Source organism: Nonomuraea sp. NPDC005692, assembly GCF_040631115.1.
Taxonomy (GTDB): domain Bacteria; phylum Actinomycetota; class Actinomycetes; order Streptosporangiales; family Streptosporangiaceae; genus Nonomuraea.
Window position 1 is genome coordinate 306297 of record NZ_JBEXYU010000005.1, and the last position, 24222, is coordinate 330518.

The window sequence follows — 24222 nt, forward strand, 5'->3', positions numbered from 1 at the left end:
TATCGGAGTGGCTGCCGGACGGATAACGAAGGTGTAAAGATGTGCCCCGTGCTAGGTCACCTCGACGGCAGGTTCGAGAGTGCGGATGCCGAGGCGGAACATCGCATCGCGGTGCTCTACCAGGAGTTCGGCGGCCCTCTGCTGCGCCACGTACGCAAATCGACCGGTAACGATCTGCAATGGGCTGAGGACGTCGTACAGGAGACGCTGGTCAGGGCCTGGCGAAACTCGGCAAGACTGCAATGGGAACCGAGCCTTTTATGGGCGTGGCTGCTGACAGTGGCCCGCCGCATCGTTATCGATGGACGCCGACGGAAGAGCGCCCGGCCTCACGAGGTCGAGCCGCCCGAAGTCGACCAGATGTCGGTGCCGGACGGCTCCGAGCGCGCCCTCTCGGCGATCGTCGTCGCCGACGCGCTGCGCAGCCTGTCCGCCGAACACCGCGAAGTCATTGAGCAGACCTACCTCCGAGACCGTACGATAAGTGAAGCGGCGGAGATTCTGGGGATACCGCCGGGCACGGTGAAGTCCCGGCTCTACTACGGGATCCGGGCTCTCCGCGAACAGCTGCGGGACAAGGGGGTAGCCGGCTGATGCACGACGGGGTGGCCGCCTACGTCCTCGGTGTCCTCGACGAAGAGGAGCACGAGGCGTTCGAACGCCACCTCGACCAGTGCGAGCGATGTCAGGCCGAGCTCCTGGAGCTGGCCGAGCTTCCGGACCGGCTCGACGACCTCAAGACCGCCCCCTCGGCCTCCGGCGATGATCCCCCCATGTCGATGTCACGTTGACGTCTATGCCCTTTTCGGGTGATATCGGTACGGCGAGGCACACGCCCGGAACCAGGCCGGGCGTTCAGGGGGAGGTGTTCGGTGGGCATCGACGGTGATGCGCCCGTTTCCCCCGCATCGGTGGTCCGGCGAGGAAGGCGACCGGCAGTCGCCCGTCTCCGCGGACGTACGCGTCTGCACTACTTCCCCTCGCTATGGGAACTAAGAGCCTGGCTATGAACAGCCATGGCAAACCCTCACAAAGGAGTGAGAGCGAAATGCCGCTCGACGAGGCCAAGGATGAGCTGCTGCAAAGAGCCGCGGAAAGTTGCGCGGTCGGCAGCGAGCACATGAGCGCGGAGGAGGCCCTCTCCTTCCTGCGGTTCTACTACCGCCATGTCGCACCCGAGGACCTGCTCGACCGCAACCCCGTCGACGTGTACGGCCCGGCGATGTCCCAGCGGCAGCTCGCCGAGGTACGCCCGCAAGGCCGGGCCGTGGTCCGCGCCTACACCCCCACGCTGGAGGAGAACGGCTGGGACCCGGGGCACTCGGTCGTCGAGGTGGTCACCGACGACATGCCGTTCCTCGTCGACTCGGTCACCATGGAGCTCGACAGGCAGGACATCGGCACCCACCTCGTGGTCCACCCCCAGATGCGGGTGCGCCGCGACATGACGGGCCGGATGCTCGGCCGCGGTCAGGAGGACGTCACCGGCCAGATGCTGGTCGAGTCGTGGATCCACATCGAGATCGACCGCCAGGCCGACCCCGCGGTGCTCAAGCGCGTCGAGGCCGACCTGCAGCGGGTGCTCGCCGACGTGCGGTACGCGGTCGAGGACTTCAGGAAGATGCGGGCCCTGGCCGTCCAGACGGCGGAAGACCTGAGCATGAACCCGCCGCCGCTGGAGCCCGCCGAGGTCGAGGACAGCCTCGACCTGCTGCGCTGGCTCGCCGACGGGCACTTCACGTTCCTCGGCTACCGCGAGTACCGGCTGGAGCACACCGACCAGGGCGAGATGCTCAAGGCCCTGCCCGGGGCCGCGCTCGGCATCCTGCGCGATGACAAGGTGGGCTCCGACAGCTTCTCCGCGCTGCCCGCGGAGGTGCGCGCCAAGGCCCGCGAGAAGCAGCTCGTGATCATCACCAAGGCCAACAGCCGGGCCACCGTCCACCGCGCGACCTACCTCGACTACATCGGGGTCAAGCTGTTCTCGCCCGAGGGCGAGGTGATCGGGGAGCGCCGCTTCCTCGGCCTGCTCACGCACGTGGCCTACAACGAGTCGATCTCCCGGATCCCCGTGCTGCGCCGCAAGCTGGCCGAGGTGCTCAACGCCGCCGGCCACGCGCCCGACAGCCACGACGGCAAGGACCTGATCGAGATCCTGGAGACGTTCCCGCGCGACGAGCTGTTCCAGACCTCGGTCGCCCAGCTCCTGCCGATCGCGCTCGGCGTGCTGCGGCTGCGCGAGCGCAAGCAGGTCAAGCTGTTCCTGCGGCGCGACGACTACGGTCGCTACATCTCCTGCCTGATCTACCTGCCCCGCGACCGCTACACCACCAAGGTGCGGCTGAAGATGCAGGAGGTGCTGCTCAAGGCGCTCGGCGGCAGGTCGCTCGACTACAGCGCGATGATCGGCGAGTCCGTGCTGGCCCGGCTGCACGTCGTCGTGCGCGGCGAGCGGGGCAAGCAGCTGCCCGCGCCGTCCGTCGACGTGGAGGAGCTGGAGGCGCGCCTGGCCGCGCTCACCCGCTCCTGGGAGGACGACCTGGCCACCGCCCTCGACGAGATGACCTCCGAGGAGGAGGCCCCCGCGCTGGCCAGGAGGTACGTCTCCGCCTTCCCCGAGGGGTACAAGGCCGACTTCCCGCCCAAGGTCGCCGTGGTCGACCTGCGCCGCCTGGAGCAGCTCGTCGCCGACGGCGAGGAGGTGGCGATCAACCTGTACGAGCCGTACGACGCCTCCGAGGGCGAGCGGCGGCTGAAGATCTACAAGGTCGGCTCGCCGATCTCCCTGTCGGAGGCGCTGCCCCTGATCCAGCGGCTCGGCGTCGAGGTCGTGGACGAGCGGCCGTACGAGATCGACCGGGACGGCGACGCGAGCACCAAGAACGCCTGGATCTACGACTTCGGCCTGCGCTACACCCCCTCCGGCGAGGTGGACAGGAACGACTTCAAGCGGCTCTTCCAGGACGGCCTGAGCGCCCTGTGGCAGGGCCGCGTCCAGGCCGACAACTTCAACGCCCTCATCCTGCGGGCGGGCCTGACCTGGGAGCAGGTCGAGATCCTGCGGGTCTACGCCAAGTACCTGCGGCAGGCCGGCAGCACGTTCTCCCAGCTCTACATGGAACGCGTGCTGCTGGGCAACGTGCGGCTGGCCCGGCTGCTGGTCCGCCTGTTCGAGGCCAAGCTCGACCCGAGGCGCGGCGACGACGTGCGGGTCGACCTCGTCGAGGCGCTCAACGAGGAGATCCTGGGCGCCCTCGACGAGGTGGCCTCCCTCGACGAGGACCGCATCCTGCGGGCCTACCTGGAGATGATCCAGGCGACCCTGCGCACCAACTACTTCCAGACGGTCGACGGGCAGCGCAAGCCGTACATCTCGCTGAAGGTCGACCCGCAGGCGATCAGCGTGCTGCCGCTGCCGCGGCCGAAGTACGAGATCTTCGTGTACTCGCCCCGCGTCGAGGGCGTGCACCTGCGCTTCGGCAAGGTCGCCCGCGGCGGCCTGCGCTGGTCCGACCGCATGGAGGACTTCAGGACGGAGATCCTCGGCCTGGTCAAGGCGCAGATGGTGAAGAACACCGTCATCGTGCCCACCGGGTCCAAGGGCGGGTTCGTGGTGAAGCAGCCGCCCGCGTCCGGCACCCGCGAGGACGTGCTGGCCGAGGGCGTGGCCTGCTACCGGATGTTCATCTCCGGCCTGCTCGACATCACCGACAACCTGGTCGACGGCAAGGTCGTGCCGCCGGCCGACGTGGTCAGGCACGACGGCGACGACACCTACCTCGTCGTCGCCGCCGACAAGGGCACCGCCACCTTCTCCGACATCGCCAACAGCGTGGCCAAGGAGTACGGCTTCTGGCTCGGCGACGCCTTCGCCTCCGGCGGCTCGGTCGGCTACGACCACAAGGCCATGGGCATCACCGCCCGCGGCGCCTGGGAGTCGGTCAAGTACCACTTCCGCACCATGGGCGTCGATGTGCAGACCACCGACTTCACCGTGGCCGGCATCGGCGACATGTCCGGCGACGTGTTCGGCAACGGCATGCTGCTCTCCCAGCACATCCGGCTGGTGGCCGCCTTCGACCACCGGCACGTCTTCATCGACCCCACGCCCGACGCGGCCCGGTCGTTCGCCGAGCGGCAGCGCCTGTTCGACCTGCCGCGCAGCTCCTGGGACGACTACGACCCCTCGCTGATCTCCGCGGGCGGCGGCGTGTTCCCGCGTACGGCCAAGTCGATCCAGATCACCCCGCAGATGCGCGAGGCTCTGGGCATCGAGGCGGGCGTCAACTCGCTGGCCCCCAACGACCTGATCAGCGCCATCCTGCGGGCCCCCGTCGACCTGCTGTGGAACGGCGGCATCGGCACCTACGTCAAGGCCGGCTCGGAGTCCCACGCCGACGTCGGCGACAAGGCCAACGACATGCTCCGCGTGGACGCCGGCGACCTGCGGTGCAAGGTCATCGGCGAGGGCGGCAACCTGGGCTTCACCCAGCTCGCCCGCATCGAGTTCGCCCTGAACGGCGGCCTGGTCAACACCGACTTCATCGACAACTCGGCCGGGGTGGACACCTCCGACCACGAGGTGAACATCAAGATCCTGCTCGACCAGGTCGTGCGCGACGGCGAGCTGACCGACAAGCAGCGCAACCAGGTCTTCACCTCGATGACCGACGAGGTCGCCGACCTGGTGCTGCGCGACAACCACGCCCAGAACGTGGTGCTCGACGCGACCCGCGCCCAGGCGGTCGACATGCTCCACATCCACGCCCGCTACCTGCGCAAGCTCGAACGCGACGGGCTGGTCAACCGGGAGCTGGAGTTCCTGCCCTCGGACAAGACGCTGGCCGAGCGGCGGCAGGCCAGGCTCGGGCTGACCGCGCCGGAGTTCTCGGTCCTGCTGGCCTACACCAAGCTGGTGGCCGACGCCGAGGTGCTGGGCTCCGAACTGCCCGACGACCCGTACCTGGCGTCGTGGCTGGTGTCGTACTTCCCGTCGGACCTGCGCGAGCGGTTCCGCACGTACATGGACGCCCACCCGCTGCGGCGCGAGATCATCACGACCTGCGTGGTGAACGAGCTGGTCAACGCCATGGGCACCACGTTCATGTTCCGCTTCGCCGAGGAGACCGGCGCCTCCACGTCCGACATCGTGCGGGCGTACCTGGTGGCTCGGGAGGTCTTCGACCTGCCGAGCTTCTACCGGGCCGTGGAGGCGCTGGACAACGAGGTCGACACCGCCACCCAGATCGCCATGCTGCTGGAGGGCCGCAAGCTGGTCGAGCGCGGCACCCGCTGGCTGTTGGTCAACCGGCGTCCGCCGCTCGACCTGGCCGGGTCGGTCGGCTTCTTCCTGAAGGGCGTCAACGGGCTGTCCGCGCACATCCCCAAGCTGCTCACCGGGCCCGACCTGGCCGCGTACGAGGAGCGCCGCGACTCCTTCGTGGCCCGCGGGGTGCCGCAGGAGCTGGCCGAGCGGGTGGCGGCGATGGTGCCCGCGTACTCGACGCTGGACCTGGTCGAGGTGGCGTCCCTGACAGGCCGTCCGGTGAACGAGGTGGCGGAGGTCTACTTCGACCTGGCCGACCGCCTGCAGCTGGCCCGCCTGCGCGAACGCGTCATCGCCCTGCCCAGGGACAACCGGTGGAACTCCATCGCCCGCTCGGCCCTGCGCGACGACCTGTACGCCGCGCACGCCTCGCTGACGCGTGACGTGCTGGCCCACAGCACGTCCGGCCTGCCCCCCGAGGAGCGGCTGGCCCGGTGGACCGACGGCAACTCGGCCGCCGTGGGACGCGCCCGCCAGACACTGTCGGAGATCTGGGAGAGCGACCACTTCGACCTGGCGACGCTCTCGGTGGCCCTGCGCGCGATCCGCACGCTGGTGGCCGCCAGCAACCTGCCTCACACGGAGGCGTAGGAACCGCCCGAGGGGGCCCTCACTCGCCGCTGGCGCGGGTGAGGGCTCCGTCGTGGGCGACGACCCGGGCGGCGGCCGGGGCCGACAGCGGGGGCACCGCCGTGGCGTACTGGTGGACCTCGGTGAGCTTGAGGCTGCGGCGCACCGACGAGGTCGAGATGGCCCAGCCCGCCTCCGGTGGCACCGGGATGATGTAGGTGTTGTTGGCGACGGTGCGGGTCGAGGTGTTGCGCGACAGCGAGTACTGGATCAGCGCGCCGCCGTCGGCCGTGCGCAGCGCGTAGACCGGCCAGTTGTCGGCGCTGAAGATCGAGTCGTAGCTGAACCCGTCCTTCTTGGCCTTCTCGCGGTCGGTGGCGATCTGCTTGGCCACCTCCGTCGTGTACGGCCCGTCGGCGAGCAGGCCCGCCGTCACCCCGGCCGACCCGGTCTCGGCCACGCTGGCGTGCACCGGGCCCATGTACTGGGGGCTGATCGTGACGGTCTTGTCGTCGGGCGTCAGGGCCGCGGCGTAGCCGTCGGCGTCGAGCCGCACCCGCGGCAGCTCCTGGCCCGGCAGCAGCTGCGCGGCCGAGCTGAGCAGCCAGTCGTCGCCGCTCTTGGCGAACGTCAGCAGCGTCGGCTGCCCGTTGCGCGTCGCCAGCGCGCTGAACCAGGGCGCCCGCTCGCCCTGGGCGAACCTGGGCACGTAGAGGGTCGGCGAGCCCCAGGCGTAGCGCGGCGGGCGGTCGCCGGTGGACTCGAAGGCGGCCTGCGTGAGCGCCAGCTGCCCGTCGCGGACCAGGTCGGTGCCGAGGAGGAGCCGCCCCGTCACGGGGCTCTCCACGCGCAGCACGTCGTCGGTGGGCAGGATCTCGGCGACCGCCTCGGCCGCCTCCTGACGCGTGACGGCGGGCGGCGGCGCGGTGGGCGAGGGGCTGGCCGCGCCCGTGGCGCCCGCCTTTCCCTGAGTCACCGCCGGGGACGTCTGAGCAGGGCCTGTGCACGCGGTCGCCGCGGCCAGCACGCCGACGGCGAGCGCCAGCATCTTCCCCCGACCGTATGCACGCACCTCGCCATGTTATTCGTGCACGCGAGGGTCGCGTACCCTAGGGAGACGTGGCAGGCATCGATCCGGCAGAAGAGATCAACGAGCTCGCGAACACGCTCCGCAGCATCCAGGACGTGCTCGACCTCGACGCGATGCGCAAGCAGATCGAGGAGCTGGAGCAGCAGGTTGCCGCCCCAGACCTGTGGGACGACCCCGAGCAGGCGCAGAAGGTCACCAGCAAGCTCTCCCACCTCCAGGGGGAGCTCAACCGCGTCGAGGGCGTCGCGCGCCGTCTCGACGACCTGAAGGTGCTCTACGAGCTCGCGGACGAGGAAGGCGACGACGACACGCGCCTCGAGGCCGACAAGGAGCTGGAGTCCCTCAAGACCGACATCGGCGCCCTCGAGGTGCGCACGCTCCTGTCGGGCGAGTACGACGCCCGCGAGGCGCTCGTCACCATCAACTCCCAGGCCGGTGGCGTCGACGCCGCCGACTGGGCCGAGATGTTGCTGCGCATGTACCTGCGGTGGGCCGAGCGCAAGGGCTACTCCACCGAGGTCTACGACACCTCCTACGCGGAGGAGGCCGGCATCAAGTCGGCCACGTTCACCATCAAGGCCCCCTACGCCTACGGCACGCTGCGCGGCGAGCACGGCACCCACCGGCTGGTCCGCATCAGCCCGTTCGACAACCAGGGCCGCCGCCAGACCTCGTTCGCGGGCGTCGACATCGTGCCGGTCGTCGAGCAGACCGACCACATCGACATCAACGAGGACGACCTGCGCGTCGACGTCTACCGGTCCTCGGGCCCCGGCGGCCAGGGCGTCAACACCACCGACTCGGCGGTGCGCATCACCCACCTGCCGACCGGCATCGTGGTCTCCTGCCAGAACGAGCGCTCCCAGCTCCAGAACCGCGCCTCGGCCATGAACGTGCTCCAGGCCAAGCTGCTGGAGCGCAAGCGGCAGGAGGAGGCGGAGAAGATGTCGGAGCTGCGTGGCGCGACCACCACGTCATGGGGCACGCAGATCCGCAACTACGTGCTGCACCCGTACCAGATCGTGAAGGACCTGCGCACGGGCACGGAGGCGGGCAACCCGTCGGCGGTGCTCGACGGCGACCTCGACGGGTTCATCGAGTCGGAGATCCGCTGGATGCGCAGGGCGGAGTCAGGCACCGACTAGGTGCCTGAGCACCAGCGTCGCGAAGAGCAGCACGAGGAGCAGGACGGCGACGAGAGCGGGTGACAGTCCGGCGAAGCCGTGATTGTGCATCCGCTCCCTGTTGGCTCGGCAGAGGGGGCAGCGGCCCTCGATCACGGGGTGGGCGCACTGCGCGCATACGAGGTGTTCACAACTCATGACAGCCCCAAGTCTAGCCGCACAATCGTTTTGTTTCCGTTATGGACGTTCCATGCCAGTCTTCCCCCTAGACTGTCGTCTGGCCAATCGGAACGTCGATCATCAGTAAAGACGGCGCCCCCGATCGGTCGGCGGCGGGAAATGGGCATGTGCCACCCTCGCTTCCGTCCTGACCCCTAGACTGGCATGCCGTGATGCTCTCGTGATCCATTTCGATAATGTCACCAAGGTCTACGCGAACCAGAACCGGCCCGCTCTCGACCACGTCTCCGTCGACGTGGACAAGGGCGAGTTCGTGTTCCTCGTCGGCCCTTCGGGGTCAGGCAAGTCCACGTTCCTGCGTCTGGTCCTGAAGGAGGAGCGGCCCAACTCCGGGGCGATCCACGTCGCCGGCAAGGATCTGGCCCGCCTCTCCAACTTCAAGGTGCCCCACCTGCGCCGCCGCATCGGCTGCGTCTTCCAGGACTTCAGGTTGCTCCCGAACAAGAACGTCTACGAGAACGTGGCGTTCGCCCTAGAGGTGATCGGCAAGCCCAGGCGGTTCATCCGCAAGGTCGTGCCGGAGGTCATCGAGCTGGTCGGCCTGGAGGGCAAGGCCCATCGCATGCCCGACGAGCTGTCCGGTGGCGAGCAGCAGCGTGTCGCCATGGCCCGCGCGTTCGTCAACCGGCCGATGATCCTGCTGGCCGACGAGCCCACGGGCAACATCGACCCCGCGACGAGCATCGGCATCATGAAGGTGCTCGACCGCATCAACCGAACTGGCACCACGGTCGTCATGGCCACGCACGACGCGGCCATCGTGGACTCCATGCGCAAACGCGTCGTCGAGCTGGAAGACGGGAAAATCGTCCGTGACCAGTCGCGTGGCGTTTACGGCCAGGCGTACTGACAGGGAGCGGCAGACAGAACATGCGGGCGAACTTCATCTTCTCCGAGGTCTGGATCGGCCTCCGTCGCAACCTGACCATGACGATCGCGGTCGTCATCACCGTGGCCGTCGGCATGGCGATGTTGGGCGTCGGCTTGTTGATCAACACCCAGGTCTCCATGCTCAAGTCCTTCTGGTTCGACAAGGTCGAGATCTCGGTCTTCCTGTGCACCAAGGGCACCGCGATCCCCGAGTGCAACGGCAAGGCCGTCACGCCGGCTCAGACCAAGGCGCTGAAGGCCCGTCTCGAGGGCCTCCAGGGCGTCAAGGAGGTCTTCTACGAGGACCAGAGCACGGCGTACGAGAACTTCAAGACGGCCTACCAGGCCAGCCCGACGCTCGTCCAGGCCACCAGGGTCGAGGACATGCCGCAGTCGTTCCGCGTGAAACTGGTCGACCCCGACAACTACCAGCCGGTGATCGACGCCGTGAAGGGCCAGCCGGGCGTGTCCCAGGTGATGGACCACAAGCAGCTCATCGGCAAGTTCTTCGACCTGCTCGACAAGCTGTCCTTCTACGCGCTGGCCGTCGCTATCGTCCTGGTGCTGGCCGCGGCGCTGCTGATCGGCAACACGGTCCGGCTGTCGGCGTTCAACCGGCGCCGGGAGACGGGGATCATGCGCCTGGTGGGCGCCTCCAACCTCTACATCCAGCTGCCGTTCGTCATGGAAGGCGTGATCGCCGGTCTGATCGGCGGCGTCTTCGCGGCCATCATCCTGATCGTGACCAAGGTCCTGCTGTTCGAGGAGATCGCCGGCTACTTCGGCAGCGGCATGGCCCAGCTCGGCTGGGACGCGGTGGCCCAGACCATCACGCTCACCATGGCCATCGGCGTCGTGATCTGTGTGCTGGCCTCGTTCGTGACGCTCCGCCGATACCTCAGGGTGTGAGGAATCGCCGGTAAGGTCGAAGCATGCCACGTGAGACCGGGCGGAAGGTCATCGCCCAGAACAAGCGGGCCCGGCACGACTACCACCTTGAGGACACCTTCGAGGCGGGGCTCGTGCTCCAGGGCACGGAGGTGAAGTCGCTCCGCGAGGGCCGCGCCTCGCTCGTCGACGGCTACGCCAGCATCGACGGTGGCGAAGCGTGGCTGCTCAACGTGCACATCCCCGAATACACGCAGGGCACGTGGACCAACCACGCCGCCCGCCGCAAGCGCAAGCTGCTGCTGCACCGCAAGGAGATCGAGAAGCTGGCCGCCATGACGAAGGAGGGCGGCCTCACGATCATCCCTACGGTCCTGTACTTCCAGGACGGCCGGGCCAAGATCGAGATCGCCGTCGCCCGGGGCAAGAAAGACTGGGACAAGCGGCAGTCGCTGGCCGAGCAGCAGGCCAAGCGGGAGATGGCGCGGGCCCTGCGGCACCGCAACCGATGAGAGCGGCGGCACTCTAACCGATGACACGCGCGCGCCGCACCCTTGCCGCGACCGTCACCCTGGCGGTCGCGAGCATGACGCTGACCGGCTGCTTCGAGGAGTCCTCGCCGCACGACGCGGTGCGCGACTTCCTCGTCGGCTGGCAGTCCGAGGACTACGCCCTGGCCGCGGGCCGCACCGACGGCGACCCCGCCAAGGTGGGCAAGGCCCTGGCCAACGCCAAGCTGGAGCTCGACGCGGCCTCGTTCCGCTTCAAGATCAAGAGCGTGAGCATGAACGGCGAGGAGTCCCAGGCCGACTTCCGCGCCGAGGTCGACCTGGGGGAGAACACCCCGCTCTGGGCGTACGACGGCTCGCTGCCGCTGCACCTGGTCGACGGCAGGTGGAAGGTGCGCTGGTCGCCGTCGGTGCTGCATCCGCAGCTCAAGGAGGGCCAGCGGTTCGCGGTCGAGACCAACCCCAAGCCGCGCCAGCCCGTGGTCGACCGGTCCGACGACCCCCTGCAGAACGAGCTCTACGTCTACGTCGTGGGAGTGGTGCCGTCCGCGCTGGGCGACCGGGCCGAGGACGTCGTGGCCAAGCTGTCGGCGATCACCGGCTACGCCCAGGACCGGCTGCTGAGCCGGATCAGGTCCTCGCCGCCCGACAAGTTCGTGCCGCTGGTCACGTTCGGGCGCTCGCGTTACCTGTCGATGAAGTCGAAGCTGGCCGGCATCTCCGGCATCCAGACCGACCCGCAGCCGCAGCCCATCGACCCGGCCGCCCCCAAGCAGATCGTCGGCAAGGTCAGCGCGCTCACCCCCGAGGACGAGCAGAAGCTCGGCGGCCCCCAGCGGGCCGGTGACTCGATCGGCCAGAGCGGCCTGCAGCAGGCCTACCAGGACTATCTGACCGGCTCCACCGAGACCAGGGTGATCACCCTCGATCTCAAGACCGGCCGGCAGGTGGCCGAGCTGCAGGAGTGGCCGGGCCGCCAGAACGTCTCGGTCAAGACCACGATCGACAGCCGCGCCCAGGCGGCGGCCGAGCGGGCGGTGGCCGAGACGGCCACCAGCGCGCTGGTGGCCGTGCAGCGCGACACCGGCGAGATCCTCGCGGTCGGCACCAGCGGGCTCAACCAGGAGAAGGACGCGCTGGCGGGCAGGTTCCCGGCGGGCACGGCCTTCTCGATCGTGGCGGCCGACGCGCTGATCAAGAGCGGCGTCAGCACCAAGCAGCGGCTGGCCTGCCCGGCCGAGCGCACGGTGGGCGGCGCCAAGTTCGTGCACACCAGCCAGACCGCCGGGGTCACGTCGTCGTCCACGTTCCAGGACAACTTCGCCAAGGGCTGCGTGACCGCGCTGGCCTCACTGGCCCGCCGGGCCAGCGCCGGCGGCCTGGCCGCGAGCGCCAAGGCGTTCGGCATCGGCGAGCCGTGGCGGCTGCCGCTGAAGTCGTTCAGCGGGGCGATGCCCGAGTTGTCCAGCGACGCCGACAAGGCCAGGGCCATCGCGGGCCAGACGGTCGAGGTCAGCCCGCTGTCGATGGCGCTGGTCGCGGCGGCCGTGGGGTCGGGCACCTGGCGGCCGCCGGTGCTCGTGACCGCGCCCACGTCGCCCGATCCGGCCGCTGAGGTCGTCCCGGCCAAGCAGCCGGCGCCCGTCCCGATGGACCCGAAGGTGCGCACCGCGCTGACCGCGATGATGCGCGCCGGTGCGGCCGGCAGCCCCGCCCAGGCGGGCCGGGGCAGGGTCTACGGCGTGCGCGCGACGGCGGGCACCCAGGACAAGCCGATGACCTGGTTCGTCGGCTGGCAGGGGGACGTGGCGATCGCCGTCCTGGCCAAGAACTACGACGCGGCGGCCGTCGCGGGCAGCTTCTTCTCGGGCCTTCGTGACTCTGCGTGAAAATATTGTGACGGCGAGCAACCATTCCGGGCGGCGCCTGCGTCTTACTGAATGACTGGGCCCGCTCGGGGGGTTGCGGACTCAGTCGCCGTGATGAGATCAGGACTTCATCTCGGGGGAAGTCCTGCCGTCCGGACCGGCTCGACCCTGCCGGTCGGCCCCCGGGAGCGCGTGCTGCTGTGCCACGCTCCCGGGGGTTTCGCCATGCTGGAATTAAGTTGGCGTTGGGGGCGTTGTCCCCTGTAGATTCAGTGTTGCTCGCCTCTGTGTGATCACGTGAGGCGTGTTGACAACTGCACAGGGGGTGACTGGCTTCGACTTCGATCTTGCAAGCCAGGTGAAGCGGGCCGAGGACTGCGGACATAACCTCGTTAATCCTGTGACCGCAAAACAATAAGTGCCAATTCCAAGCGCACTGAGGTCAGCCAGGGTTCCCTGGCTCTCGCTGCCTAAGTAGCGAAACCTCTGTCAGCCCGGGAGTGCCTTCGGCCCGGTGTCTGGCATCGTTAGAAGGCTCAACCGATCGACCCGGCCACGGGGGAGATCGGGAAATCAAACAGTGGCTGAGCCCGTCGGCGACTCGCCTGTGTGATCGCCGGGGCTGAGAAAAGCACAACAGGCTGCGCCCGGAGAAGCCCTGACTTGGGATTGAAGGACGCGGGTTCGATTCCCGCCACCTCCACGTGATCAAAAGCCTCCGACCTGCCGATTACCTCGGCGGGTCGGAGGCTTTTCGCTGTCCGGGGGCGTGCGCGTCCGAGACTTTCAGAACGTGCGCAGCCAGCGGCGGAGGCGGTCGAGGGCGGTGTGCGGTTCCAGCGGCGGCAGGAGGCGGCGCAGCTCGTCGTCGGTGGCCGGACGGGCGTCGAGCGCGGCCTGGCGCAGCGGCTTCGCGTCCACCCGCAGGCCGCCGAGCACCTGGACGGTCACCGTGCCGCGGCGCACCGCGTAGCCGTGCGTGTCCTCCCGGCGGACGTAGGTGAGGCCGGAGCCGGCGGGGGTGCACTTCTCGGCGAGGTAGCAGACGTCGTCGGCCTGGCTGACGTACAACGTGATGTGCACGCTCTGGCCGCCGTTGCCGGTGTGGTCGGAGGGTGTGTAGACCAGGCCCGGCGGGATGCCCATGAGGTGTGGGGTGTAACCCGGGATGCGGGCCGCGTAGTAGTCGCCGGTCTGCTCCTGGTCGCCCAGTTCGCGGGCGGTGGCCGGGCGCAGGCTCCGGGCGGCCGACCGGAGCAGGTCGTGGGGGACGGCGGTGCTGCCCACCACCGTGACGTACCGGCGGCCCACCCGCACCTGGTAGCCGTGCTCGACCGCGCCCTGCCGGTGGACCAGGCCGCCGGGCTCGGCCGTGCAGGACCCGGTCGGCAGGTCGGCGTCCTGCGCGGTGGGCTGGCCGCACACGGCCGCGCCCGGCATGAGCCGGTCGTGGGCGACGATCCTGACGTACCGGTCGGGTGGGACGGAGGCCGGGTCCGCCGGAGTGAAGCCGGAGCCGCCCAGCCCGCCGCCGTAGTCCCGGTCGTCGGGCCGGTAGCCGGGGACGGCGACCACGTACGCGGTCTCCCGGTGCAGGTCGCCCGCCGCCAGCCGCGCCGCCAGGTCGTCCGGCGGCTCCTGGCGCAGCACGGCCACGCCCGCCCCCAGCAGTGCCACGCTCAGCCCGAGCGCGACCCCTCTGTGGCGCCATCCGCGCAGCAGCGTCCCGGCCACGAGGGCGTACGGAACCCCGCCGAGCAGGGCCGCCGGCAGCATGTCGCGGCTCACCCCGAGGCCCGCGAGGTCGGTCACCACCCATCCGAGGGCCCAGCCGGCGGTGCCCAGGCCCAGCACCAGCAGCGCCCACAGGAGCCGGCCGCCGCGGGTCGCGCCGAGGACGGACACGCCGCGGGTCGCCCTGATCACGATGACCAGGTAACCGAGCAGGGCCGCCACGCCCAGCGCGGCGGCGGCGAGGAACACCGCCTCGCTGCCGGCGAACAGCACGGCCACCAGCACCAGCCACGCCGTCGGCAGGAAGACCGAGCCCGCCGCCCAGGCGCCGGCGAGATGGGCCAGGACCAGCAGCGGCCGCGACGCGACCGCGCCGGGTGGGCGGTCGTTCCCGATGTCCGTGCGCACCCCGGTCTCCGTTCCTCGTGGCAGCCGTCGCCCCTGTGTCGGACGACCGCCGGGCGGCTCGGGTTCGGTCAACCGGACCGTTCGAGAGTGGTCTTGATGTGCCGGTTGCGCATGGTGATGAGGTGGGTCATGTGGCGGCGCAGGACCAGCAGCTCGGCCAGGCGGCCCAGGGGACCGGCGGGTGCGGCGAAGTCGACGACGTCGGTCATGAGGGTGGCGCCCGCCTGCGGAGCCGCCTCGAAGCGGTGTTCGTGACGCCAGTGGCGGAACGGCCCGGACACCTGCTCGTCCACGAAGTACGCGGGCCGCTCCCAGGCGCTGATCGTCGAGGTCATCCGCCAGGTGAGGCCGAAGTGCCTGGCCTGCCAGGTGACCTGGTCGCCGAGGCCGAGCAGGCCCGTGGTGACGCCCGCGACGGCGCGTTCCGACGAGCCGGCCATGGACGCGGTGTGGGTCTCGACCGACAGCGACGTGTCGAAGAGCACGTCGGGGGGAGCGAAGACCAGGGTCACGGTCTCGAAGCGTGCCATGGCGGCATCCTAGGGATCCCGGCGGGCGCGAGGCCGAGGGGGATCGGCTGCCGGGCTAGTGGGGGCAGCCGGCGTACTCGTCGAGGCGTCGGAACATGGCGGCCAGCATGAGCGGGAACATCGCGACGTGCGCGACGAGCATGAGGACGCCGCCGTCGATGACGTCGAGCCAGAGCAGCGGATAGAGCGGCACGATCGGGACGAACATCGCCGCGCACATCTCCAGCGTCGGCGGCCAGCGGTGGCCGCGGAAGCGCATCCACACGGCCATGCCCACCGACATGTCGACGGCCATGATCAGGTAGGCGAGCTCGGGCGACTCGTCGTGGGAGACGGACAGGCCGACGGCCGACTGGAGGGCGCCGAGCGCGAACATGCCGACGAACATGGCGACGATCATCTCCACGTAGTGGAGGGCGAACTTCGGCCAGCGGCGTCCGGTCGCAGCGGGGGTGGCGGGTGCAGGGGGCGTCGGTGTCATGGTTCCGACTGTGGCCGGGTGGGGGGACGGGGAGGAGGGGGCGAAGCCGTACATGTCCGGAAACTTGGGTTCTTTGTCTTCCGGACCTACAGTCGTGACATGGAGTGCCGGCGGGTCGTGGTCGTCGCCTACGAGGCGGCCGAGTTGCTCGACATCGCGTGCGTCACCTCGACGCTGGAGAACGCGAACTGGCACGGCGCCTCACCGTACTACCAGGTGCGGCTGGCCACCCCCGGCGGCCACCCGGTGACCACCGCCGGCGCGCTGGTGCTGCAGGCCCAGCTCACGCTGGAGCGGATCACCGGGCCGGTCGACACGCTCATCGTCTCCGGCGGCACCGGTCACGTGGACGCCGCCGCGAACCCGCTGGTCGTCGGCCATGTCCGCAGGCTGGCGCGGGAGAGCAGGCGGGTCGCGTCGGTGTGCACCGGCGCGTACGTGCTGGCCGCCGCGGGCCTGCTCGACGGCAGGCGCGCCACCACTCACTGGCGGGAGGCGGCCGACATGGCCGCCCGCTACCCGCGCGTCACCGTGGACCCGGCCCCGATCTTCGTCCGGGACGGCGAGGTGGCCACGTCCGCGGGGGTCACCGCCGCGCTCGACCTCACGCTCGCCCTGGTCGAGGAGGACAACGGCGCCGAACTGGCCAGGACGGTGGCCCGCGGCATGGTCACCTACCTGCAACGGCCGGGCAACCAGGCCCAGATGAGCATGTTCGTCAGCCCTCCGGCGCCCGCCGACGGACTGGTCAGGCGGACCGTCGAGCACATCTCCGCGAACCTGGCCGCCGACCTCACCGCGGCCACGCTGGCAGCCGCGGCGGGCGTCAGCGAACGCCACCTGACCCGGCTGTTCCTCAAGCATCTGGGGCAGACGCCGGGCAGGTTCGTGCGGCGGGCCCGTACCGAGGGGGCGGCGCATCTGCTGGCCTCGACCTCGTTGCCCATGTCCGCGATCGCCGCGCGTTGCGGGTTCGGGACGGCCGAGACGCTGCGCCAGGCGTTCGTGGACCGGTACGGCATCCCGCCCTCTCGTTACCGGTTGACCCAGTCGTCCGCGGCCGGTTGATCGGGTTTATCCGGCCCGAAATGAGCAATCCGGGCTAGTGTGTCTGACTTGGGCCTTTTCTGAGCATTAAGGTGATCAGCAGATGCGAAAGACGATCGTGCTCATCGGGGCGGCCGTCGTCCTGTCAGGGTGTGGCATGTTGCCCGGCGGGCAGCCGCAGACCGCCGCGAAGGAGGCGGGCACCACCGCCCCCGCGCCGCCGCAGACCGCACCTCAGCAGACCGCGCCGCCGCAGGCGGACGTGGTCATCGCCACCCGGGCGGCCAAGGTCGGCTCCGGCGGCCAGTACGGCGAGGCCCGCGTCGACATCACCGCGCTCAAGCGCCAGGGCAGGACCGTCACCCTCAACTGGACGATCACCGCCACCGACGGCAAGGTCAACGTGCACAACGGCCTGGGCGGCGGCGCGCTCGACTTCACCGTCTCCAACGTCTCCCTGATCGACCCGGTGAACGCCAAGCGTTACCGCGTCGCCCGCAACGGCACCGGCGCCGACGCCACGTGCGTGTGCTCCGGCACCCAGGGCCAGTTCCTGGAGGCGGGGAAGTCCAGCACGCTGTACGCGGTCTTCGCCGCCCCGCCGCCGGAGGTCACGAAGGTCAACGTCGAGATGCCGATGCTGGGCGTGCTCACCGATGTTCCGCTCTCTTAGCCTCGCGCTGGCCCTCGTCCTGACGCCCACGCCCGCCCCGGTCCCGTCCGATGCCGTGGGCCGGGTGGAGGACCTGGTGCTGCCGGTCGAGGACATCGTCGGCGAGGTCGAGTCCATGGACGGCGCGCAGAGCGAGATCAAGCAGGGCCGCGAGGTGACGGTCGCGCTGACCAGCGACGTGCTGTTCGCGCTGGACAAGTGGCGGCTCACGGCCAAGGCCAGGAAACGGCTGGCGGACGTGGCCGCGAAGGTCGAGGCGGAGGGCGCGGGCGGCCTCGTCAGGATCGAGGGGCACACCGACGACCAGGGAAGCGACGCGTACAACCTGGCGTTGTCGCGGCGGCGCGCGCAGGCCGTGCGCGCGGCCATGGAGAGCCTGCTCGGCGGCGGGAACGTGACCCTCCAGGCGGCCGGACACGGCGAGACGCGCCCCAAGCTGCCCAACCTGGTCGAGGGCAAGCCGGTGGAACGGAACCGGGCGAAGAACCGGCGCGTGGAGATCGTCTTCACGGCCCGGCAGTGACGCACAGCTATTTCGCCGTGTTTCGCCTTGAGTGGTGACCCGCCCGGAGGGGCCGTCACTCGGCCTTGAGCTCGCCGAGCGTCACCGTGACGGTCTGGGTGCTGCCGTTGGGCCGCAGGATCTCCACCTTGACCTGGTCGCCGGGCTTGAAGGCGGTGATCTCCTCCGCCAGCGCGGCCATGGTCGTGGTCTTCTTGCCGTTGATCGACAGGATCACGTCACCGGCCCGGATCCCGGCCTTCTCCGCGCCCCCGCCCTTCTCCACGCTCGCCACGCCCACGCCGCTCGGCTGCCCGGTGGCGCCGATGACCGTGCTGCCGCGGATGCCGAGCGCGGCCCGGTGGCTGTTGGTGACCTTGCCGTCCTTCACGATCTGGGCCGCGATGTCGGTGGCCGTGTTGCTCGGGATCGCGAACCCGATGCCGGGCGCGGCCCCGCCGCCGAGCTGAGGGTCGGTGGCGGCGAGTGTCGGGATGCCGATGACCTCGCCGGCCAGGTTCACCAGCGCGCCGCCGCTGTTGCCGGGGTTGATCGCGGCGGAGGTCTGGATCGCGCCGCTGATCGTGGCGCCCGGCGACTCGGGGCTCTGGGGCTCGCTGACGGTACGGCCGAGCGCCGAGACGATCCCGTTCGTGACGCTGCCCGACAGGCCCAGCGGGTTGCCCATGGCCAGGACGATCTGGCCCACCCGCAGCTTGCCCGAGTCGCCGAACCTGGCCGGGCGCAGGCCGTCGGGCCGGTCGACCTTGATCACCGCCAGGTCGCCGGCGCCGAACGCCTTGACCAGCTTGGCCGGGCGGGGTGCGCCGCCGGTGGCGATCGTGACGTTCATCTCGGTCGCCTCGCCGACGACGTGGGCGTTGGTGACGATGTGACCCGCCGTGTCGTAGACGATGCCGGAGCCGAGGCCCACCTTGGTGTTGATCTGCACGATCGACGGCAGGACGTCCGTGATGACCCGCTCGTACGCGCTCTCCAGCGACTGCGGCGCGCTCCCCGGCGCCCCTTCGGAGGCGGTCGGCGAGCCCGGCGTGGTCGTGGCCGGGCTCGCGGTGGCCGTCGAGGTGGACGTCGAGGTGGACGTGGACGGCCCGCAGGCGGTGAGCAGTGCGACGGCTGCCAGTCCGGCGACGATCTCCCTCATGGGGAGGTCTCTGCCCAGCTCAGCGGGAAAGATACGCCTCCCGGACGTCGCGTCTGCTGAGTTTGCCCGTCGGGGTGCGTGGCAGCGACTTCCGGTACTCGATCACCCGGGGGTGTTTCATCCTGGCCAGCCGGGGCGCGCAGTGCCGCAGTAGCTCCGCGGTCAGCTCCGCGCCGCCCGTCACGCCCGGCGCGGGCTGGACCAGCGCCACGACCTGGTGCCCCCACTCGGGGTCGGGCACGCCGATCACCGCGACGTCGGCCACCGACGGATGTTCGAGCAGTGCGGCCTCGATCTCGGCGGGGTAGATGTTGACGCCGCCCGAGATGATCAAGTCGGTCCTGCGGTCCAGCAGGAACAGGTAGCCGTCGGTGTCGAGGTAGCCGATGTCGCCCGGGGTGTAGGCGGCGCCGCGCATGGCCGAGGCGGTCTTGCCGGGGTCGCCGTGGTACTCGAAGCGGTTGATGCCGCCGATGTAGACCGTCCCGGGCTCGCCGGGGGCCGCCTCGTGGCCGTCGTCGCCGATGATCGTGAAGGCCATCCCGTCGAGGGCCCTGCCGACCGTGCCCGGCCTGTCCAGCCACTCCTGGGACGACACCATCGTCGCCACCGCCGCCTCCGTCGAGCCGTAGTACTCCCACAGGACGGGACCGAGCCAGTCGATCATCGCCTGCTTGGTGGCCGGCGGGCAGGGGGCGGCGCCGTGGTAAAGGTGGGTGAGAGAGGACAGGTCGTAGGTCTCCCGGTCCGGCACCGCGAGCAGCCGGTGGAACATCGTGGGCACCATGAACGCGTTCGTCACCCGGTGCCGCTCGATCAGCGCCAGCGCCTCGGCGGCCTCGAACCGTTCCGGGGCCACGATCGAGTGGCCGAACTGCAGCGCCATCATCGCCTGGCCGTAGGGGGCCGAGTGGTAGAGCTGCGAGCACACCAGGTGCACCCCGTCGGATGGCAGTCCGAAGTGCCGCCAGCTCTTGCGCATCAGGATGGGGTAGAGGTCCTCGGGCGTGAGGTCGAGCAGCCGGCGGCGCACGCCCTTGGGGCGGCCCGTGGTGCCGGAGGTGTAGAGCATCATCGAGCCGGCCCGGCGGTGCTCGGGGGCGGTGTCCGGATGGCCGTCGGTCAGGTCGGCGACCGTGAGCGCGCCGGGGGAGACCACGACGTCGGCGCCGCAGTCGGCGACGATGTAGTCGATCTCCTCGGCGGTGAAGTGCCAGTTGACCGGCACCAGGTAGGCGCCGATCTGGTAGGTGGCCAGCATCATGGTGAGGGCGTCGAGCCCGTTCTTCAGCACGGTCACCACGGCGCCGCCCGGCCGGACGCCGCGCGCGACCAGGCCGTGGGAGGCTCTGTTGGCGCGGGCGAGCAGTTCGCCGTAGGTCGCGCCGTCGTCGCCGAGCAGGGCGGGACGGTCCGGGTCGGCGGCTGCGATCTCGTAGAAACCCCTCATGTCCGCAGACCATACAGAATTAGATTCTGCTGGGGGAATAGAGGAATTATCCTGCTCTTCGGTGACGTAACCTCAAGGCCATGGCGGACGTCGGCGACGAGAGATCAGCACAGGACACCCAACCTTTCCGCAAGGTCGTCGTGCCGCCTGCCGAGCAAACGGTCAAGATCCCGCGTCCTCCGCGGCCGGGGGCGTCCCAGCCGGTGCAGCCCGCTCCGCAGCCGCCGTCGGGCCCTCAGGCGCCGTCCGGCCCGCAGCCGCCGTCCGGGCCTCAGGCTCTCCGGTCGGCGCCGCCTCAGGCTCCCCAGTCCGGCCCGCCTCGCACGCCGCCCGCTCCGCCGACCCTCCAGCCGCCGTCGGGTCCGCAGCCGCGTCCCTACCCCGGGCCGCCCTCGGGCCCCCAGGCACGCCCGCAGCCCCCGTCCGGCCCGCAGGGCCGCCCGCCGCAGTCTCCTGGCGGGAACCAGCAGCTCCAGGGCGGCGGCCGACAGGGGCCGGGACAGGCACAGGGGCCGGGCCAGGGGAGCGCGTACGGGCCGGGTCAAGGGCTCGTGCAAGGGGCGGGGCAGGGGAGGGCGTCGCAGCATCAGCCCGTGCAGGTGTGGCCGCCGGGAGCGCCCAGGTCGCCGCAGCCGGGCCCAGCCGGTCCCGTGACGCCGGTCGTCACCAAGCCGCACAAGCGCGGCATCGGGGACATCCCCATCCGCGCGATCTATCTGGTGGGCGCCATCCTCGTCACCGTCACGGCGGTGCTGCTGGTCTTCGTCGTGTTCTCCGGCGACGTGCCCTCGACCGGCGACCCCGCAGGGACGACGGTCTCCGTCGCCCCCGTGCCGGCCGCGACCGCCACCCCGACCGCCTCCCCGGCCCCCAGCGAGACGCCGGCCGTGCTCCCGTCGGTGCCGGCGAGCAAGGCGTTCCCCACGTTGCCGGGCAAGGCGTCCGTGGTGAGCGGGATCATCTCCGACAAGGCGAGCGGCATCAGCTACCCCCGCCTGGCCGCGCCCTGGGACGCCAAGTCGTTCGCGCCGTTCACCGTCGCCCAGCGCATCGGCAAGGTGGCCGTGCCGCACACCGTGATCGCCTCGGCCATGTTCCCCGGCGACGCCCCGGAGAAGAAGCCCTCCAAGGACGCCGACTACCGCGAGATGGCCGTCCGTGCGGCCCGCTGGGCGCTGCGTACGCAGTATCCGGCGGGCGCCGAGCTGACCTCCTGGACCGGGTCCAGGAAGGTGCCGGTCGGCAAGGGCTGGTCGCTGGGCTACAAGGTCACCTACGTCTCGGCCGGCAAGACGGAGACCGCCCAGGCCATGGTGACGGTCGTCGAGGTGGGCAAGACCAAGCCGGCGATGCTGATGGCCTCGATCCCCGAGAAGAACAAGGCGCGATGGGCTGATCTGAACACACTCCTCCAGCAGGTAAGGCCCCTCTAGGCCAGAAGCATGCTCTAGAATATGGTTCTGGGCATCGGGCACTGTCTTTGACCTGGCTGGAGGATGAGCAATGGCGATCGGATTGAGCGAGGAGCACGAGGCGCTCCGCGACTCGGTGAGCGGCTGGGCCGAGCGGAACATCCCCTCGGAGCTGCTGCGATCCGGGTCGGACGAACGTCCGCCCTTCTGGCCGGGCCTGGCCGAGCAGGGGCTGCTCGGCCTGCACCTTCCCGAGGAGTCCGGCGGCTCGGGCTACGGGCTGCTGGAGGCGGCCGTCGCCGTCGAGGCGCTGGCCGAGAAGCTCGCCCCCGGCCCGTACGTGCCGACCGTGCTGGCCGGCGCGGTCATCCACGCCTCCAAGCGGCACGACCTGCTCCGGTCCCTCGCCGACGGCACGCTGACGGGCGCCGTCGCGCTGTCCGGCTCGCTCACCGGCTCCCGTGCCGACGACGGCTCGCTGGTCGTGTCCGGCACGGCCGACCCGGTGCTGGCCGGCTCGCTGGCCGACGTGCTGGTGCTGCCGGTGACCACGTCCGAGGGCGAGGAGTGGATCGCCGTCGACGCCTCCGCCGTCACCGTCACGCCGGTCCGGTCGCTCGACCTGACCCGGCCGGTGGCCAGGGTGGAGCTGTCTGAGGTCAGCGTGCCCGCCGAGCGCGTGCTCGACGGCGTGGAGAGCCCCGACGTGCTCAACCTGGCCGCGATCCTGCTCGGCGCCGAGGCCGCCGGGCTGGCGTCCTGGTGCGTCACGGCCGCCGCCGCCTACGCCAAGGTGCGCGAGCAGTTCGGCCGCCCGATCGGCCAGTTCCAGGGCATCAAGCACAAGATCTCCCGGATGCTCGTCGCCCTTGAGCAGGCCCGCGCCACTGTCTGGGACGCCACCAGGGCCGAGGGCCGCGAGCTGGAGTACGCCGCCGCCGTCGCCGGGGTGATGGCCCCCGACGCGGCCGTCCAGTGCGCCAAGGACGCGATCCAGACGTTCGGCGGCATCGGCTACACCTTCGAGCACGACGTGCACCTCTACTACCGGCGCGCCCTCACCCTGCGCGCCCTGCTCGGCTCGTCGGCCGAGTGGGCCGCCTCGGTGACCGCGCTCGCCCTGCAGGGCGTCGGCCGCGAGATGGAGATCGACCTGCCCGAGGGCGCCGAGGAGCTGCGCGAGGGCATCCGTGCGGAGATCGCCGAGATCGCCCGCCTTGAGGGCCAGGAGCAGAAGCGGGCGCTCGCCGACCGCGGGTTCGTCATGCCCCACCTGCCCAGGCCGTGGGGCCGCGCAGCCAAGCCGCTGGAGCAGGTGCTCATCGCCCAGGAGCTCAAGGCCGCCAAGGTCAGGCTGCCCGCGATGATCATCGGTGCCTGGGTGGTGCCGTCCATCGCCGTGTACGGTACGTCCGAGCAGCAGGAACGTTTCCTGCCCAAGACGCTCAGCGGCGAGATGATCTGGTGCCAGCTCTTCTCCGAGCCGGGCGCCGGGTCCGACCTGGCCTCGCTGCAGATGAAGGCGGAGAAGGTCGAGGGCGGCTGGCGGCTCAACGGCCAGAAGATCTGGACGTCGGTCGCCCACGTGGCCGAATGGGGCATCTGCATCGCCCGTAACTCCTCCGAGGGCACCAAGCACGAGGGCATCACGTACTTCCTCGTGGACATGAAGGCGCCCGGCGTCACGGTCCAGCCGCTCACCGAGATGACCGGCGAGAACCTGTTCAACGAGGTCTTCCTGGACGACGTCTTCGTCCCGGACGACCTGGTCGTGGGCGAGGTCGGCGACGGCTGGAAGGTCGCCCGCAACACGTTGTCCAACGAGCGCGTCTCGCTCTCGTCCGGATCGGGCGGCACCGGCGCGTCCGTGCCCGACCTGCTCGGGCTGATCGGCCGGCTCGGGCGCGAGCTCACGCCGGCCGAGGAGCAGGAGGTGGCCGGGGTCGTGTGCGAGGGGCACTCGATCAACGCGCTGTCGCTGCGGGTCACGCTCAAGCAGCTCGCCGGGAACGAGCCGGGGGCCGACGCGTCCGTACGGAAGCTGCTGTCCACCTCGCACGCCCAGCACGTCTCCGAGACGGCCGTCGGCCTGCTCGGCGCCCAGGCCGTGGTGGCCGCCGACATGAAGCTCGGCGACGCCGGCTACTGGAACCGGGCGGTGCTCGCGACCAGGGCCATGACCATCTACGGCGGCACCACCGAGGTGCAGCTCAACATCATCGGCGAGCGCATGCTCGGCCTGCCCCGGGACCCGGAGCCCGGCAAGTAACACATGTGAGGCATCGGCGGCTAATCTCCCTTGTGCCCGGATTGCCGGTCCTGGCGCGAGGGAGAG

The 24222-nt window shown here is 70.3% G+C and carries 19 protein-coding genes and 1 other RNA gene; 14 read left to right on the plus strand and 6 right to left on the minus strand.

Annotated elements, in window-relative coordinates:
- The first annotated feature begins 39 nt into the window (after positions 1 to 39).
- From ABZ459_RS14480 to ABZ459_RS14490, 3 genes are all read left to right on the plus strand, one after another.
- On the plus strand, positions 40 to 594 hold the full coding sequence (locus ABZ459_RS14480; protein ID WP_352321706.1) for a sigma-70 family RNA polymerase sigma factor: 555 nt from the start codon (positions 40 to 42) through the stop codon (positions 592 to 594).
- A complete protein-coding gene (locus ABZ459_RS14485) occupies positions 594 to 791 on the plus strand; it encodes a zf-HC2 domain-containing protein (protein WP_357970337.1) in 198 nt (65 codons plus the stop codon). Before ABZ459_RS14480 ends, ABZ459_RS14485 begins: the two co-directional genes overlap by 1 nt.
- A 257-nt stretch (positions 792 to 1048) precedes the next feature.
- Positions 1049 to 5917, plus strand: coding sequence for an NAD-glutamate dehydrogenase (locus tag ABZ459_RS14490; RefSeq protein WP_357970340.1), 4869 nt, complete (start codon positions 1049 to 1051; stop codon positions 5915 to 5917).
- A gap of 19 nt (positions 5918 to 5936) precedes the next feature.
- On the opposite strand, the gene ABZ459_RS14495 is transcribed toward ABZ459_RS14490, so the two are convergent.
- Positions 5937 to 6968, minus strand: a complete 1032-nt coding sequence (locus ABZ459_RS14495; protein WP_357970342.1) for a hypothetical protein — start codon at positions 6966 to 6968, stop codon at positions 5937 to 5939.
- A 47-nt stretch (positions 6969 to 7015) separates the two neighbouring features.
- On the opposite strand from ABZ459_RS14495, the gene prfB reads away from it, so the two are divergent.
- From prfB to ssrA, 6 genes are all read left to right on the plus strand, one after another.
- Positions 7016 to 8131 (plus strand): peptide chain release factor 2, encoded by a 1116-nt coding sequence (prfB, locus tag ABZ459_RS14500; RefSeq protein ID WP_357970344.1) that lies wholly within the window; start codon positions 7016 to 7018, stop codon positions 8129 to 8131.
- Between the two features lie 379 nt (positions 8132 to 8510).
- Positions 8511 to 9200, plus strand: coding sequence for a cell division ATP-binding protein FtsE (gene ftsE / locus ABZ459_RS14505; RefSeq protein WP_020541427.1), 690 nt, complete (start codon positions 8511 to 8513; stop codon positions 9198 to 9200).
- A 20-nt stretch (positions 9201 to 9220) separates the two neighbouring features.
- Positions 9221 to 10129 carry a permease-like cell division protein FtsX gene (gene ftsX, locus ABZ459_RS14510; RefSeq protein WP_357970347.1) on the plus strand — a complete coding sequence of 303 codons (909 nt, stop codon included), beginning with the start codon at positions 9221 to 9223 and terminating at the stop codon, positions 10127 to 10129.
- 23 nt (positions 10130 to 10152) lie between these two features.
- Positions 10153 to 10620, plus strand: a complete 468-nt coding sequence (gene smpB / locus ABZ459_RS14515) for an SsrA-binding protein SmpB (RefSeq protein WP_357970350.1) — start codon at positions 10153 to 10155, stop codon at positions 10618 to 10620.
- Between the two features lie 20 nt (positions 10621 to 10640).
- A complete protein-coding gene (locus ABZ459_RS14520) occupies positions 10641 to 12506 on the plus strand; it encodes a penicillin-binding transpeptidase domain-containing protein (protein ID WP_357970353.1) in 1866 nt (621 codons plus the stop codon).
- Between the two features lie 300 nt (positions 12507 to 12806).
- Positions 12807 to 13191: a transfer-messenger RNA gene (ssrA, locus tag ABZ459_RS14525) on the plus strand.
- A gap of 80 nt (positions 13192 to 13271) precedes the next feature.
- Here ssrA and ABZ459_RS14530 read toward each other — a convergent pair.
- The 3 genes from ABZ459_RS14530 to ABZ459_RS14540 form a co-directional block, all read right to left on the minus strand.
- Positions 13272 to 14627: a hypothetical protein gene (locus ABZ459_RS14530; RefSeq protein ID WP_357970356.1), complete on the minus strand. Its 1356-nt coding sequence runs from the start codon at positions 14625 to 14627 to the stop codon at positions 13272 to 13274.
- 68 nt (positions 14628 to 14695) lie between these two features.
- The gene (locus tag ABZ459_RS14535; RefSeq protein WP_357970358.1) at positions 14696 to 15157 is read right to left on the minus strand and encodes an SRPBCC family protein; all 462 of its coding nucleotides are present in this window, start codon (positions 15155 to 15157) and stop codon (positions 14696 to 14698) included.
- A 55-nt stretch (positions 15158 to 15212) separates the two neighbouring features.
- Positions 15213 to 15638, minus strand: coding sequence for a hypothetical protein (locus ABZ459_RS14540; protein ID WP_357970360.1), 426 nt, complete (start codon positions 15636 to 15638; stop codon positions 15213 to 15215).
- Between the two features lie 99 nt (positions 15639 to 15737).
- Between ABZ459_RS14540 and ABZ459_RS14545 the strand changes: the two genes are divergently transcribed.
- The 3 genes from ABZ459_RS14545 to ABZ459_RS14555 all read left to right on the plus strand — a co-directional run bounded on the left by ABZ459_RS14545 (position 15738) and on the right by ABZ459_RS14555 (position 17881).
- Positions 15738 to 16706, plus strand: coding sequence for a helix-turn-helix domain-containing protein (locus tag ABZ459_RS14545; protein ID WP_357970361.1), 969 nt, complete (start codon positions 15738 to 15740; stop codon positions 16704 to 16706).
- Between the two features lie 82 nt (positions 16707 to 16788).
- Entirely contained in the window at positions 16789 to 17358 is a 570-nt protein-coding gene (locus ABZ459_RS14550; RefSeq protein WP_357970363.1) for a lipoprotein, read from the plus strand.
- Entirely contained in the window at positions 17342 to 17881 is a 540-nt protein-coding gene (locus tag ABZ459_RS14555; protein WP_357970365.1) for an OmpA family protein, read from the plus strand. The genes ABZ459_RS14550 and ABZ459_RS14555 overlap by 17 nt, the downstream gene beginning before the upstream one ends.
- A 55-nt stretch (positions 17882 to 17936) precedes the next feature.
- On the opposite strand, the gene ABZ459_RS14560 is transcribed toward ABZ459_RS14555, so the two are convergent.
- Both ABZ459_RS14560 and ABZ459_RS14565 read right to left on the minus strand, forming a co-directional pair.
- Positions 17937 to 19025 carry a trypsin-like peptidase domain-containing protein gene (locus ABZ459_RS14560; RefSeq protein ID WP_357970367.1) on the minus strand — a complete coding sequence of 363 codons (1089 nt, stop codon included), beginning with the start codon at positions 19023 to 19025 and terminating at the stop codon, positions 17937 to 17939.
- Between the two features lie 19 nt (positions 19026 to 19044).
- Positions 19045 to 20475 carry an AMP-binding protein gene (locus tag ABZ459_RS14565; RefSeq protein ID WP_357970369.1) on the minus strand — a complete coding sequence of 477 codons (1431 nt, stop codon included), beginning with the start codon at positions 20473 to 20475 and terminating at the stop codon, positions 19045 to 19047.
- Between the two features lie 593 nt (positions 20476 to 21068).
- On the opposite strand from ABZ459_RS14565, the gene ABZ459_RS14570 reads away from it, so the two are divergent.
- Both ABZ459_RS14570 and ABZ459_RS14575 read left to right on the plus strand, forming a co-directional pair.
- On the plus strand, positions 21069 to 21908 hold the full coding sequence (locus ABZ459_RS14570; RefSeq protein ID WP_357970371.1) for a hypothetical protein: 840 nt from the start codon (positions 21069 to 21071) through the stop codon (positions 21906 to 21908).
- 70 nt (positions 21909 to 21978) lie between these two features.
- On the plus strand, positions 21979 to 24156 hold the full coding sequence (locus tag ABZ459_RS14575; RefSeq protein WP_357970374.1) for an acyl-CoA dehydrogenase: 2178 nt from the start codon (positions 21979 to 21981) through the stop codon (positions 24154 to 24156).
- Positions 24157 to 24222: the final 66 nt, after the last annotated feature.

Excerpts from the sequence above, each read along its gene's own strand:
- ABZ459_RS14480 (WP_352321706.1), top strand. The coding sequence starts at position 40 with ATGTGCCCCGTGCTAGGTCACCTCGACGGCAGGTTCGAGAGTGCGGAT.
- ABZ459_RS14485 (WP_357970337.1), top strand. The coding sequence starts at position 594 with ATGCACGACGGGGTGGCCGCCTACGTCCTCGGTGTCCTCGACGAAGAG.
- ABZ459_RS14490 (WP_357970340.1), top strand. The coding sequence starts at position 1,049 with ATGCCGCTCGACGAGGCCAAGGATGAGCTGCTGCAAAGAGCCGCGGAA.
- ftsX (WP_357970347.1), top strand. The coding sequence starts at position 9,221 with ATGCGGGCGAACTTCATCTTCTCCGAGGTCTGGATCGGCCTCCGTCGC.
- smpB (WP_357970350.1), top strand. The coding sequence starts at position 10,153 with ATGCCACGTGAGACCGGGCGGAAGGTCATCGCCCAGAACAAGCGGGCC.
- ABZ459_RS14520 (WP_357970353.1), top strand. The coding sequence starts at position 10,641 with ATGACACGCGCGCGCCGCACCCTTGCCGCGACCGTCACCCTGGCGGTC.
- ABZ459_RS14535 (WP_357970358.1), bottom strand. The coding sequence starts at position 15,157 with ATGGCACGCTTCGAGACCGTGACCCTGGTCTTCGCTCCCCCCGACGTG.
- ABZ459_RS14540 (WP_357970360.1), bottom strand. The coding sequence starts at position 15,638 with ATGACACCGACGCCCCCTGCACCCGCCACCCCCGCTGCGACCGGACGC.
- ABZ459_RS14545 (WP_357970361.1), top strand. The coding sequence starts at position 15,738 with ATGGAGTGCCGGCGGGTCGTGGTCGTCGCCTACGAGGCGGCCGAGTTG.
- ABZ459_RS14550 (WP_357970363.1), top strand. The coding sequence starts at position 16,789 with ATGCGAAAGACGATCGTGCTCATCGGGGCGGCCGTCGTCCTGTCAGGG.
- ABZ459_RS14555 (WP_357970365.1), top strand. The coding sequence starts at position 17,342 with ATGTTCCGCTCTCTTAGCCTCGCGCTGGCCCTCGTCCTGACGCCCACG.
- ABZ459_RS14560 (WP_357970367.1), bottom strand. The coding sequence starts at position 19,025 with ATGAGGGAGATCGTCGCCGGACTGGCAGCCGTCGCACTGCTCACCGCC.
- ABZ459_RS14565 (WP_357970369.1), bottom strand. The coding sequence starts at position 20,475 with ATGAGGGGTTTCTACGAGATCGCAGCCGCCGACCCGGACCGTCCCGCC.
- ABZ459_RS14575 (WP_357970374.1), top strand. The coding sequence starts at position 21,979 with ATGGCGATCGGATTGAGCGAGGAGCACGAGGCGCTCCGCGACTCGGTG.